Consider the following 15,306-nt stretch of genomic DNA (forward strand, 5'->3'; position numbering starts at 1 on the left):
ACCAGGGATGAATCCGTCAGATCACGGCATTGCCGCGGCCAGCGCCATATGCCCCTCGAAGCCGAGCCGGGTAGCCAGATCCCGGTACTGGTCGCGGAACTCGCGGTAGCTCGCGTCGTCACCCTTGGCGCGCGCGATGAGCGCGTTCGCCCGCAACAGCGTGATGTCGCGAATGACCAGGCCGTCCTCGGCCGGCGTCGCCGCCAGTCTGGTGATCGCCGCTTCGGCCTCGGCCACGTCGCCTTGCGCGCCGCGGTCCAGCAGGGTCTCCGCGAGGATTCCGGTCGCCAAGATGTTGTACGGAAGCTGTCCACTGTGGAAGAGGTCGTCGATCGCTTCGCGCAGCACGCGGATGGCCCCGGCCCGGTCGCCGCGCTTGGCCCGTTCGCGCGCGGTGTACACGTCGATGCCGATCAACTCGGACATATAGAACCGTCCGCTCACGCACATCTGGCGCACCTGGCCGAGGATGGTCAGCCCACGCTCGCGGTCTGCCGGTGAATCTCGGTTCAGCAAGGCGTATCCCATGGTCACCCGGGCGAGGCCGAGCGCGATGTCGTCGCCGGCACCTTCGGTGATCTGCAGGGCCCCGTCGATGTCGCGCAGCGCATCGTCACTTGCGAGCAGTACTCCGCAGGACACCGTGGTGAAGTACGTCCAGGTGATGACGAGTGCGTGCGTGAACCTGTCGGTGTTGCGTGCCAGCGCCAGCGCGTGATCGAGGTCCGCGCGCCAACCCTCAAGGCCCAGTGCCCATTTGGCGATGCTGCGGGCCGCGTAGGCCGCCGCCAATGGTGAGCCGATGATGAAGTTGCCCTTGGTGGTGTCGCCGTCGGCCAGGTCGATCGCCATCTGGGACCAGCGCAGCACCTCACCCATTTCGCCGCTCTCGATCTTGAGTGCGATCGGGGTGGCCGACAAGCCGACGGTGAGCGCGGGATCTCCGATGGACTCGATCAGGGTCATGTGTTCGGACACCTGCCGTGACGCGTCGCGTACCCGACCCTGCAGCATCAGTTCGCCGGTGAGCCCGGCCATGCCGATGGCCAGCGAGGCTTTGTCCCCGGCGGCCTCGCACAACTCCTGCAATTCCTCGAATCGGGCACCGGAAACCTTCACGTTGCTGCGGAAGCCATTGCCGCACACCAGGGTGCGCGGAGCAATCCGCATCGCCGGCCGGTCGGGATCGTCGGTGGGTAACAAGTCGGCGATCTGACGGGCGCGCTCCCAGCACATCTGGGCTGCGGCGGTATCCCGGGTGTTCGTCCACGCTCCGGCGCGCATGTGCCAGGCGTAGGCCGCATGCAGGTCACCGGCGGCCTCCAGGTGTTCGGCGATCAAGGCCGCGTTCTCGTCGGCCAGTTCGGGTTCGCGTTCTGCAATGGTGTCGGCCAGTCGCCGATGCAGTTCGGCGCGATCGGACTTGAGCTGCGATTCGTAGGCGACGGTCCGCACCATCGGGTGATGGAAGGCGTATTCCGCATACGGCGTGTACTGCACCTGGTCGATCAGCTCGGCTTCGATCAGATCCTCGAAGACCGGCTCGGTGTCCAGGCAGACCAATAAACCCGCACTGAACCGGGACCCGATCACGGCGGCGGCGCTCAGCGTCCGTTTGGCCGCCGGATCCAGCCGGTCGATGCGGGCGGCGATGGTGGCCTGCAGCGTGGCGGGCACGCTGACCCGGCCATGGCCGCCGTTCAGTACATAGGCGCCTCGTTCGCCCCGCAGCAGACCGCGTTCGGCAAGATCCCGGACGATCTCGAGGGCGAAGAAGGGATTCCCGGCCGCCCGATCGGCGATGGTGCCGGTCAGATCGGCCACCCCGTCACCGGTCCCCAGCAGCTCGGTGATCAAGGTCGCGGTCTCCGAATCATCCAGTGGTGCAAGCACGATGGTCTGGGCGCCATGGACGTGACTCAATGCCCCGTGGTATTCGGGCCGGTAGGTGATCACGACCAGGGACGGAGTCTGCGGCGTCACCGACAGGAAGTCCGACAACATCGATTCGCTGACGCTGTCGATCCAGTGGGCATCCTCGACGACATAGACCGCGGGGGTGGTCCGCGCCAGCGACGCCGCGTTGACCAGGGTGGTGAGCCGGCGCCGCCGGGCATCGGGGTCGATCACCGGCAGAACGACTTCGGGGTCGCCGATTCCCAGCAGGTCGTCGAGTAGCTCCAGACTCTCCTCGGTGTCGTCGGGAACCTGGTCTCGAAGCTTCGCGCGGGCAGCATCGCGATCGAGGTCCGCCACCCCGAATCCCGCCCGCAGGAGGCCCGTGATGGCATGAAATGGGATCTCGCTGGTGTGGGACTCGCAGAAGGTGGAGTTCACCGGCACACCGCGGGCTGCCGCCTTCGCCGCGAGCTCGCTGACCAGCCGGCTCTTGCCGATGCCGGGCCCGCCCACCAGCAGGACGATGCTGCCGTGCCCCTGGATCGAGCGCTCCAGGATGCCCTCCACGGCGGACAATTCCCAGCCTCGGCCGACCAGGGTCGATTCGCCGACATTGAGCAGGTTGTGTGCGGAATTGAGCTCCAGCAGCCGGCGTGCTCGGATCAGGTGGTCGGTGCCCTTGACCTGCACCATCTCGGGCTCACCCAGCATCATGGTGTCTTCGACCAGGTGTGCGGTCGACTCGGTGAGCATCACCCCGCCGGGCGGGGCGACCGATTCCATGCGTTGTGCCATACCGACGTGCTCGCCGATCGCGGTGTAGCTCATCGTGTCGGTGCCGACCTCGCCGGTGATGACCTGGCCGGAGCTCAATCCGATGCGCAACTGCAGGTCGAGGCCGTCGCGGGCCTTTACCTGCAGCGCCAGACCGGCGGTCTGCTGCTGGATCTCGAGTGCGGCCAGGCAGGAGCGAAAAGCGTGGTCCTCCAACGCAACAGGTGCCCCGAAGATGGCCATGATGCCATCGCCGGTGAATTTGTCGACGGTGCCGCCGTATCGGCGGACCACGGCCGCGGAGTGGTTGAACAGGTCGCTCATGATCTCGCGCAGCCGCTCGGCGCCCAGGGTCGCCGCGATGTCCATGGACCGGACGACATCGGCGAACAGTACGGTGACCTGCTTGTATTCGGCACCCGGTGTCGATGTGACGGGCGCGCCGCACGCGTCGCAGTACCGGGCGCCTGCCCGAGGCTCGGTGCCACATGCCCGGCACGTCGCAGTTTCCGTCATTCGAAGCCCCCGCCATCGGAGAACCTGCTGCAACGAGGATAGAACGCAGCAATGCAGAAAGGACAGTGATGCGACACTGGCACGATGGGACTTTTCGCCGGGCGTGACGAATCGAGCAACGACCTGCGCCGACGTGTCGAGGAACTCGAGCGCCGGGTCGCGGCACTGGAACGCGCGGCGTCGGCGGCCGGGCACCCGGTGTCGGTGCCGCCGGCGGGTCAGCCCAGCGAGATGATGGCCAGTCAGATGGTTCGCCAGCTAGCCCTCCAGGGCAACAAGATCGCCGCCATCAAACTGTTGCGCGATGAGACCGGGCTGCGGCTCAAAGAGGCCAAGGACATCGTCGACCGGCTGGCCTAGCCACCCGGCGGGCCGTACAAATCGCGAGGCTGCGGCCGTGGATTCGCCAGACCTGGTCTTCGCCGGTGCCGCCGAGCAGGCCCGGCTTCTGGCCGCGGGTACCGTCCGGGCGCCGGACCTGGTCGAGCTCTACCTCGACCGGATCGCCCGTATCGACTCCGAAATACGCTCATACCGCGTGGTTCTTGCCGAATCGGCTCGGCAGGAGGCAGCCGCGGCCCAGGCGCGATTGGATGCTGGAGAGCGGTTGCCGTTGCTCGGCGTACCGATAGCGATCAAAGACGACACCGATGTCGCCGGACAACTGACGACGTACGGCGGCGCTGGGCACGGCCCGGCGAAAACCGTTGATGCCGAAGTCGTTACGCGGCTGCGGGCCGCGGGTGCGGTGATCCTCGGCAAGACCGCGGTACCCGAACTGATGATCTGGCCGTTCACCGAGACGGTCGCGTTCGGGGCGGTCCGGAACCCGTGGAACACCGACTACACACCGGGCGGCAGCAGTGGCGGTAGTGGCGCGTCGGTCGCGGCCGGCCTGGCGGCACTGGCCCTGGGATCCGATGGGGCAGGGTCGATTCGGATTCCGTCGACCTGGTGCGGGTTGTTCGGGGTGAAACCGCAGCGGGACCGTGTCCCGATGACACCGCTCGACGACGAGTGGTGCGGAATGTGCGTCAACGGGCCGCTGGCGCGCACAGTCGAGGACGCCGCGCTGTTCCTCGACGTGACGGCGCCCGGGGAGAACTTCGTCGCCGCGGCCGCTCGTGCCCCGGGGCGACTACGTATCGCCCTGAGCACCGCGGTGCCGCCCACCTTGGTCGCCCGGGTGGGCCGGGCCCAACAGGCCGCGGTGCATCAGGCCGGGATGTTGCTGCGCGAGCTGGGGCACGACGTCATCGTCCGCGATCCTGACTACCCGCGTTGGGCGGTGTACGGGCATGTGCTGCCTCGTTACTTCCGCGGCATCTACGACGACGCGAAAGCCCTGGCCAGGCCTGATCTGCTGGATTCGCGTTCACGTGGAATGGCCCGGATCGGTGGACTGATCTCCGACCGGCGAATCGCGTCGATCCGCGCCCGCGAGCCGGAGCTGGCTGCGCGAATCGGTTCGATCTTCGACGATGTCGACGTCCTGATCACGCCGGGCACGGCGGCGGGTCCGTCGAAGATCGGCGCCTACCGCAAACTCGGTGCGGTCGCGACGCTGGCGCGAGTGGCGGCGCGGGTGCCGTTCCAGGCCGCGTTCAATGCCACGGGCCAGCCCGCGGCGGTCGTGCCGTGGGGGTTGGACGACAACGGAGTGCCGTTGTCCCTCCAGTTGGTGAGCAGACCGTTCGACGAGGCCACGCTGTTGTCGCTGAGTGCTCAGATCGAGAGTGCTCGGCCGTGGAAGCACCGCCGTCCGCCTAGCCACTGAGCATGCCGCGCCACGCCTCGAGTTTGACCTCGTAGCGCATGGTCTGAGCGGGGCTGGTGGACGGTGCCCGCACGCTGGGCAGCGGGGGAGTGCCCACCAGGCGCCGGTAGTTCGCCTCGGCGGCGGCCCCGTTGAACACCACCCGCTCGAGCGTGGGATAACGGGCGAAAAATGCTGCAAAGTCGTTGGGCACCATGCTGTCCCGCTCGACTGCGGAGTCCAGGCTGCCCACCCGGCGGCAGGACCGCAGCACATCCCACACCGCCACTTGGTGGGTGCACAGTGACGTCACCCGCTCCGGATAGGGCGCATCGGCACTGAACCCGAAGAGCGCACCGGTGATGCGCCAGAACGCGTTGCGCGGATTGCCGTAGTACTGACCGGAGGCCAGCGACATCACACTGGGCATGTTTCCCAGGATCAGCACCTGGGGCGCCTCGCCGACGATGGGATCGAGCCCGTGCAGCAGCTCGGTCATGGGTTCGCCAGCAGTTCGGACACGGTGACGAACCGGTAACCCGCCGAGCGCAATTCGTCGATTATGCGGGGCAACGCAGCCCGCGATGCCGCTCGGCTGTCATACATGGCATGCAGCAGGACGATCGAGCCCGGCCGCACCCCGGAGACGGTTTCGGCCACGATCGCATCGGCACCTGCTCCGGTGGCCGAATCGGGTTCGACGTCCCAGGTGACCATGGTCCGGTCATGGGTGGACAGGTAGCGCGGCAGGGTCCAGAGCTTCTTTCCGTAGGGCGGGCGGAAGGTGATCGGACCTCGGTATCCGGTGGCCCGGATGGCTGCGTCGGTCCGTTCGATCTCGTCGGCGACGGCGGACTGCGACAGCAGCACCATCCGCCGATGCGAGTAGCTGTGATTGCCGATCTCGTGGCCGGCCGCGGCGATCGCGGTGCCGAACTGCGGCGCGGCGGTCAACTCGGCGCCGGTGAGGTAGAACGTGGCCCGAACTCCTGCGTCGTCGAGCATCCGCAGCACGTCCCGCGTATGGCCGGTAGGGCCGTCGTCAAAGGTCAGCGCAACGACTTTGGCCGTGGTGTCGCCCCGGGGCACCAGATGCCCGGCGAGCGCGAAGGTACGCGAGTTCATCACCCGGTACCCGCTGGCGAGCACGGTCACCGCCACGACGAGCAGGACGACCAGGCTCCACATCCATCGGCGCATCCCAGCATGTATAGCAAGCCCGGCATACACGCGGGCGCCCCGAACGGCGGTGGGGGATTCACGTTCGGGGCGCCATGTCGTGAGTCGTCAGCTCAGGTGATGGACCTCCTGCAGTCCGTACACCGGCGTTGCCAGGCCCTCGTAGCGGGCCTTGAGCTGCAACGCCAGATACAGCGAATAGTGCCGGGATTGGTGCAGATTGCCGCCGTGCAGCCACAGGTTGGGCTGTTGGGTGGGCTTCCACATGTTGCGTTGCTCGCCTTCCCACGGCCCGGGATCCTTGGTGGTGCCCGAGCCGAGGCCCCACACCTTGCCGATCCGGTCGGCGACCTCCTGACTGATCAGGTCGGCCGCCCAGCCGTTCATCGAGCCGAACCCCGTGGCGTACACCACCACATCGGCGGGCAGCTCGGTGCCGTCGGCCAGGATCACCGAATCCTCGGTCAGGCGGTCCACCTCGCCGTGCGCGAGTTTGATGCTGCCGTCGGCGATCAGCTCGCAGGCCCCGACGTCGATGTAGTAGCCCGAGCCGCGGCGAAGGTACTTCATGAACAGTCCGGAGTCGTCGTCGCCGAAGTCCAGATCGAATCCGGCGGCTTCCAGTCGCGCGTAGAAGTCCTTGTCGCGCTGGCGGATCGCATCGTAGATGGGTCGCTGGAAGTCGGCCATGATGGCATAGGGCAGGGACGCGAAGGTCAGATCGGCCTTCTCGGTGGTCATTCCGGCAGCGACGGCCCGCTCCGAGTACAGGTCGCCGAGACCCAGCTCCATCAGCGAGTCCGATTTCACGATGTGTGTCGAGGAGCGCTGGACCATCGTGACGTCGACGTAGTTCTCGTACAACGCTTTACAGATGTCGTGGGCGGAGTTGTTGGAGCCGATCACCACGACTCTTTTGCCGGTGTACCGGTCCGGGCCGGGGTGGTGACTGGAGTGGTGCTGCTCGCCGCGGAACACGTCCTGGCCCGGGAGCGTGGGGATGCTGGGCTTGCCCGACATGCCCGTCGCCAGCACCAGCTGCGCCGGCCGCAACGTCACGGGTTCGCCGTTGCGGTTCACCTCGACGGTCCACCGCTGTTCGTCTTCGTCGTAGGACGCCGACAGGCAGGTGGTCGAGCTCCAGTACGGCACCTCCATGACGCGGGTGTAGAACTCCAGCCAGTCGCCGATCTTGTCCTTGGGTGCGAACACCGGCCAGTTCGGCGGAAACGGGAGATAAGGCAGGTGGTCGTACCAGACCGGGTCGTGCAGGCACAGCGACTTGTAGCGCTTGCGCCACTGGTCGCCGGGGCGTTCGTGTTGGTCGACAACGATCGCGGGCACGCCGAGCTGGCGCAGCCGGGCACCCAGTGCGATGCCGCCCTGGCCACCGCCGATCACCAGGATGTAGGGCTGCTCGGTGTAGCCCAGCGTCAGGTCCTCGTCGAGGCGCTTCTCGGCCCATGAACGCCGGTCCGGGTCGGAGCCGTGCACGGCGCCCAGCGGCCGGTTGGCGCCCTTGCGCTCCTCGTGCCCCTTGAGCTCCTGCAGTGTGGTCAGCAGGGTCCAGCCCAGCTCGTCGCGCAGGCGCAGATGCCCCTTGCCGCGGCCCACGGCAGTCTCGAACTCGATGAACGCCGAGGTGACGACGTGCTCGCCGTCGAATTCCTCGGTCGGGGTTTCCGCCGTCCGGAACCCGGACGGGTCCGTGTCCGCCAGTCGAGTGGTCAGCATGTCGGCCATGCTGTCCCGGCCCTCGAGGGTCTTGAGGTTCCAGGTGAAGGCGACCAGATCACGCCAGAAGCTGTCCGTTGCGAACTTTCCGACGACGCGCTCGATGTCGCGGTCGGCCAGTGCGGATTCGAAATCGGCCAGCCAGGCGTCAACCCGTTCCTGTGGTGACAGTGTGGCCAGCGGTGCGGCGGTGGTCTGCGTCATGTGGCCCAGCCCACACCGTGTCAAACACCGCAACAAGGGTTGCACGGGGTTGCAACCCACCCGGCGTTTGAGACCGCAACGTCTTGCAACCCTTACGGCGAACCCGGCAGGTCGCCTAGAACGGCCCTATGAAAGCAGCCGTGTACTACGGACCGAACAAGGTCGAAGTCGCCGACGTCCCTGAGCCCGACCCCGCCCCCGGCACCGTCAAGATCAAAGTGGGCTTCAACGGAATCTGCGGCACTGACCTGCATGAATACTATGCAGGACCGATCTTCGTGCCGACCGAGCCGCATCCGCTGACCGGCCGGCAGCTGCCGCTGACCATGGGCCACGAGTTCTCCGGCACGATCACCGATGTGGGCGCGGGCGTCACCGGCTTCGCCCCAGGCGACCGGGTGGCAGTCGAGCCGATTTACCGATGCGGCAATTGCGCACCGTGCCGGGCGGGCACCTACAACATCTGTCAGCAGATCGGTTTCCACGGCCTGATGTCCGACGGCGGGATGGCCGAGTACACCGTGGTGCCGACCGGCATGCTGCACCGGCTTCCCGACAATGTCTCCCTCGAGCTCGGCGCGCTGGTCGAGCCGATGTCGGTGGCCTACCACGCCGCGACGCTCGGCGAGGTCGGACCGCTACACACCGCGGTGATCTTCGGGGCCGGGCCGATCGGTATCGGCCTGTGGTTCGCGTTGCGGGGCAAAGGACTCGACGACGTGTTCGTGGTGGAACCCTCACCCACCCGCAGGTCCGCGATCGAGACACTCGGTGCCAGGACCCTGGACCCGACGGAACTCGACGTCCCGGCGTTCATCGCCGATCAGACCGGTGGTCGCGGCGCCGACGCCGCCTTCGACGCGGCGGGGGTGGCCCCGGCGATCGAGGCGGCCACCGCGTGTGTGGGTGCACGCAAACCGACGGTGAGTGTCGCGATCTACGAGAAGCCGCTGACGACACCGCTGCTCAATCTGGTGATGAACGAGTCCAGGATCCAGGGGTCGCTCTGCTACACCTCGGCGGACTTCGAGGCAGTCATTGATCTCATGGCGCAGGGGGTGTACGACACGAGGGGATGGGTCACTCCCATCGCCATCGACGACGTGATCGACGAGGGATTCGAAGCCCTGCACGCAGGCAAGAAGATGAAGGTTCTGGTCGACCCGAGCGGAGGCGCATCGTGACATTGAAGAGCAAGGTGGCGCTGGTGACAGGCGCGGGCCGCGGGATCGGGCGGGGCATCGCACTGCGGCTGGCACGGGAAGGCGCCGACGTCGCACTGGTCGACGTGGTGCCGGACGGCATCAACGAGGTGGCCGGGGAGGTCGCCGAAATAGGGTCGAAAGCAACCACTTTCGTCACCGACGTGAGTGACCGGGACTCGGTGTACGCGGCGGTCGAGCACGCCGCGGCAGCCCTCGGCGGGTTCGACATCATGGTCAACAACGCCGGGGTCGCGCTGGTCGGACCGATCGCCGAGGTCACTCCCGCAGACGCCGCCCGGGTGTGGTCGATCAACGTCGACGGCGTGCTGTGGGGAATCCAGGCTGCCGCAGCCAAGTTCATCGAGCTGGGCCGGCCGGGCAAGATCATCAACGCCTCGTCGATCGCCGGTCATGACGGCTTCGCCATGCTCGGGGTGTACAGCGCGACCAAGTTCGCGGTGCGAGGTCTGACCCAGGCCGCGGCCAAGGAGTACGCGTCGGCGGGCATCACCGTCAACGCCTATTGTCCCGGCATCGTCGGCACCGATATGTGGGTCGAGATCGACAAGAGGTTCGCCGAGCTGACCGGCGCCGCCGAGGGGGAGACATTCGAGAAGTACGCGGGCGGCATCGCGTTGGGGCGGCCGGAAACACCCGAGGACGTGGCCGGATTCGTTGCCTATCTGGCCGGGCCGGATGCCGATTACATGACTGGCCAGGCCGGTCTGATCGACGGTGGGTTGGTCTATCGGTAGCCCGAGATTGGCTTCCCGATGTGATGTGGAGCACAATCGGCGGTGATGGCCGGTTCATCGATACCTGAGCCCGCGGTCTCACCCGGTGAGGACCCGCGGCGGTACGCCATGCTCCTGTCGGCGGTGTACGACGCGACCATGTCCGGTGACCGCGCGCCCGCGCGTCCCCGGGCGGTGATCGAAGACTCCTGGAACAGACTGCGCGCCAAGGGGATAAACCCGGATCATCACATTCCGCCACAGGTCGAGACGACCGGGCTGGACTTGCTGCGGCAGCAGTCCGGACTCATCGCCGTACTCGACGATGTGTCGCGCGGGCTGGACTCGGTGATCGAAGAGGGCGACAACATCCTGGTGGTGGCCGATGCCCGCGGCCGCGTGCTCTGGCGCTCGGGCTCACCGCGCGTGCTCAGCCTCGCCGACCGCCTCGGGTTCATCGAGGGCGCGACGTGGAGTGAGAACGCGGTGGGCACCAACGGAATCGGCACGGCGCTCGCGTCGCACCGCGCGGTGCAGATCTTCTCAGCCGAGCATTTCCTGCGCAGCCACCACCCGTGGACGTGCGCAGGTGCGCCGATCCGGGATCCCCGGACCGGCCAGGTGATCGGCATCGTGGACGTGTCCGGCCCGGCCTCCACCGTGCATCCGACGACGGTCGCCCTGGTGGACTTGGTGGCGCGGCTCGCGGAATCGCAGTTGCGTGAGGCCCATGACAGAACGTTGAACCGCCTGTGTGCGGTGGCGGCACCCATCCTGGCCAGGGTGGGCAGCCCCGCGCTGGCAGTCGATGGCGAGGGCTGGGTCGCGGCGGTGGACTCCTTGCCGCTGCACAACCGGATCCTGTTGCCCGAGAGCGGGTTACCCGGCCGGGTATGGATTCCCCCGCTGGGAATGTGCGATGTGGAGGCACTGCCGGGCGGGTGGCTGGTTCGGGTGGCCGACGACGCAGAGGCCAGCGCGGCGCCGTCGCGGGTCATCCTCGACCTACGGGATGGCGAACCGACGCTGGAGATGTCCGGCCAGTTCGGCAGCTGGCGGCGCGGCATCTCCTGCCGGCACGCCGAGATTCTGCTGGTCCTGGCGACCAGCAAGCAGGGCCGGTCGGCGCCGGAGCTGGCGGAGGATCTCTACGGCGACCGGTCCAGGGTGGTGACGGTCCGCGCCGAGATGTCGCGGCTGCGTAAGCAGTTCGTCGGTCTGGTGGCCGGTAGGCCGTACCGCTTCGGGGATTCGGTGGTCGTGGACGTCCGTTATCCCCAGGACATGTCGTCGTTGCTGGCGTCCTCGACCGCTCCGGCCGTTCATGCGGCCCGTCGGTATACCTTGACCTGATGGTGGCAGACCCCACACTCCTTGACGGGCTCGACGGTGAGGCCGGCGCACAGCGTGCCGAGCTGGTCGAATGGCTGTTGGCCCGCGGCATCAGCGCCGATCAGATCCGCCAGGCCGGTACCCCGATGTTGCTGGCCTCGCGCCGGGTGGCAGGCGACGACGGCACCTATGTGTCGACTCGCGAGATCAGCGAGCAAACCGGGCTCGATGTCGCACTGGTGCAGCGGCTGCAACGAGCGATGGGGCTGTCGACCGTCGAGGACCCGGATGCCGCGGTGCTGTTGCGTGCCGACGCCGAGGCGGTGGCGTTCGCCGAGCGGTTCCTGGAGCTGGGCATCGCCCCGGACCAGATCGTGTTGATCACCCGGGTGCTCTCCGAGGGACTGGGACGGGCCGCCGAGGTGATGCGCTACGCCGCGCTGGCGGCCGTGCTGACGCCGGGAGCCACAGAGCTGGAAACCGCCAAGGCGACCGAGGCGCTGGTGGCGGAAGCCGCCCCGCTGATCGGGCCGATGATCAGGGACATGCTGTTCGTGCAACTGCGCCACTCGTTGGAGACCGAGGCCGTGACTGCCTCTGAGCGTGCCGAGGGATTGCCGATGCCCGGTGCCCGGTTGGTCACCATCGCGTTCGCCGACATCGTCGGGTTCACCCGGCTGGGCGAGGTTGTGCAGCCCGAAGACCTTGAGCGGCTCGCGAATCGGTTGGCCGACGCGGCACGTGAGGTGGCAGTCGGCCCGGTGCGGCTGATCAAGACGATCGGCGATGCGGTGATGTTGGTCAGCACCGATCCGGCCGCGCTGCTCGATGCGGCCCTGCAGTTGGTGGCCGCCACCGAAACCGACGAGGACTTCCCTCGGCTGCGGGTCGGATTGGCGACCGGGCCCGCGGTGAGCCGGGCCGGTGACTGGTTCGGCAGCTCGGTCAACCTGGCGAGCCGGGTCACCGGGGCGGCTCGGCCCGGCACCGTGCTGGTGGCCGAGTCCGCCCGCGCCGCGATCGCCGAGGCCGGGGCCGAAGACCGGTTCGGCTGGTCATTTGCCGGAGCTCGTCATCTCAAGGGCGTCAAGAATGACGTGAAGCTGTTCCGGGCCAGGCCCGCGTAGACCTTTATCGAATCTTCATCGAACGACTAGGGCAGCCACATCGACTCTCGTAAGGCTTGAGACATGACGAAACTGATGATGCTGAGCGCCGGCGCGGTGGTCGCGGCGGCCCTGGTGGCCGGTTGTAGCAACGACAAGGCCGACAGGACTGCCGATCTGGAAATGACCAACACCCAGAGCACCTCGGCGGCTGCGAGCTCACCGGTCGCCAGCGAGGCTCACAACGATGCCGACGTGATGTTCGCCCAGCACATGATCCCGCACCACCAGCAGGCGGTCGAGATGAGCGACGTGCTGCTGGCCAAGCAGGGCATCGACGCCCGGGTGACGGATCTGGCCACCCAGATCAAGGGTGCCCAGGCCCCGGAGATCGAGCAGATGCAGGGCTGGCTGAAGCAGTGGGGCAACCCCGCGATGCCGCCGATGCCGCAGCAGGGCCACGGCAACATGGGCCACGGAGACATGGGTGGCATGGGCCAGGGCGACATGCCCGCCATGCAGGGCATGGTGTCGGAGACCGACATGACCGCGCTGCGCAGCGCCCAGGGCGCCGAGGCGGCCAAGCTGTACCTGACGCACATGATCGCTCACCACGAGGGCGCGATCACCATGGCGCAGGATGAGATCAAGGACGGTCGGTATCCCGCCGCGATCGAGATGGCCCGCACCATCGTGAAGACGCAGCAGCAGGAGATCGACACCATGCGCCAGATCCTGGGTTCGCTCTAACCGGTCGGCAGGATGATCGTGAAGGTGGTCCCAGCGCCCGAACTGCTCACGCTGATACGGCCGCGGTGCGCTTCGACCAGGGCCTTCACGATCGCCAGTCCGATTCCTGAGCCGCCGTGGTCGCGGTCGCGCGCGGTGTCGGCCCGATAGAACCGTTCGAAGACATGGGACAGGTGCTCGGCAGGGATGCCCTCGCCGGTATCGGTCACTGTCAGCGTGACGCTCCGGTCGGCGGCCATGGCGGCGTCGATCGTCACCCGGCCCCCGGCCGGGGTGTGCCGCAGCGCGTTGTCGAGCAGGTTGCCCAGGATCTGGGCCAGCCGGTGCGGGTCCGCCCAGAGCGACGGCAGGCTCTCGTCCGCCCGCCAGCTCAACGTCACGCCCTTGTCGTCGAAGCGGTCCTGGGCCGCGGCGACCGCCGCGGCCACCACGGCGTCCGTCGCCACCGGGACCGGGGTGACCGTGGCGGGGCTTTCTTCGGCCTTGGCCAGGGCGCCGGCATCGTCGGCGAACCGGACCAGGCGGTGCGTCTGCTGGCGCAGCATCGAAACGGTCTCGGGGTCAAGAGTTCTCACGCCGTCCTCGATGGCCTCGAAGTAGGCCTCCAGAACCGAAACCGGAGTCCGGATCTCATGGGCAAGATCGCTGAACAATCTGCGCCGACCGGCGTCGACAGCCTCCAATTGCCCGGCCATCTGATTGAAAGAACTTGCCAGGGAGTCGAACTCGTCACCGAGACGGGCCGGCGGAACCCGCGAATCGTAGTGGCCGTCGGCGATGGCCGTGGCGGCCTGCGACACCTGGGTAAGCGACTTCTGCAGCCGCCTGCCGTAGTACCAGGTGACGATGAGCGCGGCCAGGATCGCGACGCAGGATGCCACCCCGATCGAGATCACCGTGGCGTAGACGTACGCCTCTTCGGCGTGTATCTGTTCGGCCGAGTCGCCGGATACCCCTGCGCGGTGCAGATGTTCGCGGAACAGCGGGGGACCGACGATGGCGGCCACGAGTCCGGTGGTGCCCGCACCGGCGACCAGCACCAGGGCCTGGGCCGAGAGCAGCCGGGTACGCAGGCCGACGCTCACCGCTGGCCGTCCTGCCCGGTACCCATCCGGTATCCGACACCGCGCACCGTGATCACGTACAGCGGGTCGGCGGGATCGTCGCCGAGTTTGCGGCGGAGGTGACCGATATGGACGTCGACGAGGTGTTCGTTGCCGACATAGGTGGTCTCCCAGACGGATTCCAGCAGCTGACGACGGCTGAGCGCCACCCCTGGGCGGGCCGAGAGGGCGGCCAGTACGTCGAATTCGGTGCGCGTCAGCATGATCGGGTCGTCGTCGAGGAACACCTGGCGGCCGTCCACATCGATACGCAGGGCGCCGAACACCCGGCCGCCGGTCGCCGCGGGGGAGGAGACGCGCGGCCGGCGCAGCATGGCCCGGATCCTGGCCACCAGTTCCCGCGGGCTGAACGGTTTGGTCATGTAGTCGTCGGCGCCGACCGACAGGCCGACGATGGTGTCCACCTCGGTGTCGCGGGCGGTCAGCATCACCACGTAGGCGTCGGAGAACGTGCGCAGCGATCGGCAGACTTCCACGCCGTCGATGCCGGGCAGGCCGAGGTCGAGGACCACCACGTCGGGGTCGACTTCGCGGGCCAACCGCAGTGCCTCCGACCCGTCGTGGGCGAGGGTCACCTCGAACTGTTCGCGGGTCAGATAACTGGCGATGACCTCGGCGAGCGGGGCCTCGTCGTCGACCACCAGGGCCCGGTAGCCACCCGGAATGTGCTCCATCAGCCCATAGTGCAGGAGTGAGGAGGGCGACATAGGGAATTCATACCCTAGGGGGGTATAGTATGAAGCGACAACGAAACGGGTTGAGGAGGAAACTGCATGAGTACCCAGACTGTCACGGTCACCGGGATGACCTGCGGGCACTGCGTCACGTCGGTGCGTGAAGAGGTCGGCGGCCTACCTGGTGTGCGCACCGTCGAGGTCGACCTGTCGACCGGGCTGGTGACCATCGACAGCGACAGTCAGCTCGATCCGTCCGCCATCAGCGACGCGGTCGCCGAGGCCGGCTACGCCGTCGCGGGTTGAGCAGGGGTCGATC

Annotated in this window: 14 protein-coding genes; 8 read left to right on the forward strand and 6 right to left on the reverse strand. The window is 67.5% G+C overall.

Features of this window, described 5'->3' with window-relative positions:
* Positions 1-21: 21 nt before the first annotated feature.
* Positions 22-3,189: an ATP-binding protein gene (locus tag ACNQVK_RS13290; RefSeq protein ID WP_418029880.1), complete on the reverse strand. Its 3,168-nt coding sequence runs from the start codon at positions 3,187-3,189 to the stop codon at positions 22-24.
* Between the two features lie 84 nt (positions 3,190-3,273).
* Here ACNQVK_RS13290 and ACNQVK_RS13295 point away from each other — a divergent pair, with 84 nt between their 5' ends.
* Positions 3,274-3,549: a ribosomal protein L7/L12 gene (locus tag ACNQVK_RS13295; RefSeq protein WP_044519716.1), complete on the forward strand. Its 276-nt coding sequence runs from the start codon at positions 3,274-3,276 to the stop codon at positions 3,547-3,549.
* Between the two features lie 37 nt (positions 3,550-3,586).
* Positions 3,587-4,966, forward strand: coding sequence for an amidase (locus ACNQVK_RS13300; RefSeq protein ID WP_418029881.1), 1,380 nt, complete (start codon positions 3,587-3,589; stop codon positions 4,964-4,966).
* Here the strand turns inward: ACNQVK_RS13300 and ACNQVK_RS13305 are convergent.
* From ACNQVK_RS13305 to ACNQVK_RS13315, 3 genes are all read right to left on the reverse strand, one after another.
* Positions 4,956-5,444: a DNA-deoxyinosine glycosylase gene (locus ACNQVK_RS13305; protein ID WP_418029882.1), complete on the reverse strand. Its 489-nt coding sequence runs from the start codon at positions 5,442-5,444 to the stop codon at positions 4,956-4,958. The genes ACNQVK_RS13300 and ACNQVK_RS13305 overlap by 11 nt on opposite strands.
* Positions 5,441-6,145: a polysaccharide deacetylase family protein gene (locus ACNQVK_RS13310; protein ID WP_418029883.1), complete on the reverse strand. Its 705-nt coding sequence runs from the start codon at positions 6,143-6,145 to the stop codon at positions 5,441-5,443. Before ACNQVK_RS13310 ends, ACNQVK_RS13305 begins: the two co-directional genes overlap by 4 nt.
* An 87-nt stretch (positions 6,146-6,232) precedes the next feature.
* Positions 6,233-8,062 (reverse strand): flavin-containing monooxygenase, encoded by a 1,830-nt coding sequence (locus ACNQVK_RS13315; RefSeq protein WP_418029884.1) that lies wholly within the window; start codon positions 8,060-8,062, stop codon positions 6,233-6,235.
* A 128-nt stretch (positions 8,063-8,190) separates the two neighbouring features.
* On the opposite strand from ACNQVK_RS13315, the gene ACNQVK_RS13320 reads away from it, so the two are divergent.
* The 5 genes from ACNQVK_RS13320 (at position 8,191) to ACNQVK_RS13340 (ending at position 13,189) form a co-directional block, all read left to right on the forward strand.
* On the forward strand, positions 8,191-9,246 hold the full coding sequence (locus ACNQVK_RS13320) for a 2,3-butanediol dehydrogenase (protein WP_418029885.1): 1,056 nt from the start codon (positions 8,191-8,193) through the stop codon (positions 9,244-9,246).
* Positions 9,243-10,022 carry an acetoin reductase gene (locus tag ACNQVK_RS13325; protein WP_418029886.1) on the forward strand — a complete coding sequence of 260 codons (780 nt, stop codon included), beginning with the start codon at positions 9,243-9,245 and terminating at the stop codon, positions 10,020-10,022. Before ACNQVK_RS13320 ends, ACNQVK_RS13325 begins: the two co-directional genes overlap by 4 nt.
* Before the next feature lie 45 nt (positions 10,023-10,067).
* The gene (locus ACNQVK_RS13330) at positions 10,068-11,354 is read left to right on the forward strand and encodes a GAF domain-containing protein (RefSeq protein ID WP_418029887.1); all 1,287 of its coding nucleotides are present in this window, start codon (positions 10,068-10,070) and stop codon (positions 11,352-11,354) included.
* The gene (locus tag ACNQVK_RS13335; protein WP_418029888.1) at positions 11,354-12,460 is read left to right on the forward strand and encodes an adenylate/guanylate cyclase domain-containing protein; all 1,107 of its coding nucleotides are present in this window, start codon (positions 11,354-11,356) and stop codon (positions 12,458-12,460) included. The genes ACNQVK_RS13330 and ACNQVK_RS13335 overlap by 1 nt, the downstream gene beginning before the upstream one ends.
* Before the next feature lie 63 nt (positions 12,461-12,523).
* The gene (locus ACNQVK_RS13340) at positions 12,524-13,189 is read left to right on the forward strand and encodes a DUF305 domain-containing protein (protein WP_418029889.1); all 666 of its coding nucleotides are present in this window, start codon (positions 12,524-12,526) and stop codon (positions 13,187-13,189) included.
* Here ACNQVK_RS13340 and ACNQVK_RS13345 read toward each other — a convergent pair.
* Together ACNQVK_RS13345 and ACNQVK_RS13350 are read right to left on the reverse strand one after the other, a co-directional pair.
* Positions 13,186-14,274, reverse strand: a complete 1,089-nt coding sequence (locus tag ACNQVK_RS13345) for an ATP-binding protein (RefSeq protein WP_418029890.1) — start codon at positions 14,272-14,274, stop codon at positions 13,186-13,188. The genes ACNQVK_RS13340 and ACNQVK_RS13345 overlap by 4 nt on opposite strands.
* Positions 14,271-14,987, reverse strand: coding sequence for a response regulator transcription factor (locus ACNQVK_RS13350; RefSeq protein ID WP_044519705.1), 717 nt, complete (start codon positions 14,985-14,987; stop codon positions 14,271-14,273). Before ACNQVK_RS13350 ends, ACNQVK_RS13345 begins: the two co-directional genes overlap by 4 nt.
* 99 nt (positions 14,988-15,086) lie before the next feature.
* Here ACNQVK_RS13350 and ACNQVK_RS13355 point away from each other — a divergent pair, with 99 nt between their 5' ends.
* Positions 15,087-15,293 carry a heavy-metal-associated domain-containing protein gene (locus ACNQVK_RS13355; protein WP_044519704.1) on the forward strand — a complete coding sequence of 69 codons (207 nt, stop codon included), beginning with the start codon at positions 15,087-15,089 and terminating at the stop codon, positions 15,291-15,293.
* Positions 15,294-15,306: the final 13 nt, after the last annotated feature.

The sequence above is a fragment of the Mycobacterium sp. 134 genome (assembly GCF_048282715.1).
Classification (GTDB): domain Bacteria; phylum Actinomycetota; class Actinomycetes; order Mycobacteriales; family Mycobacteriaceae; genus Mycobacterium; species Mycobacterium septicum.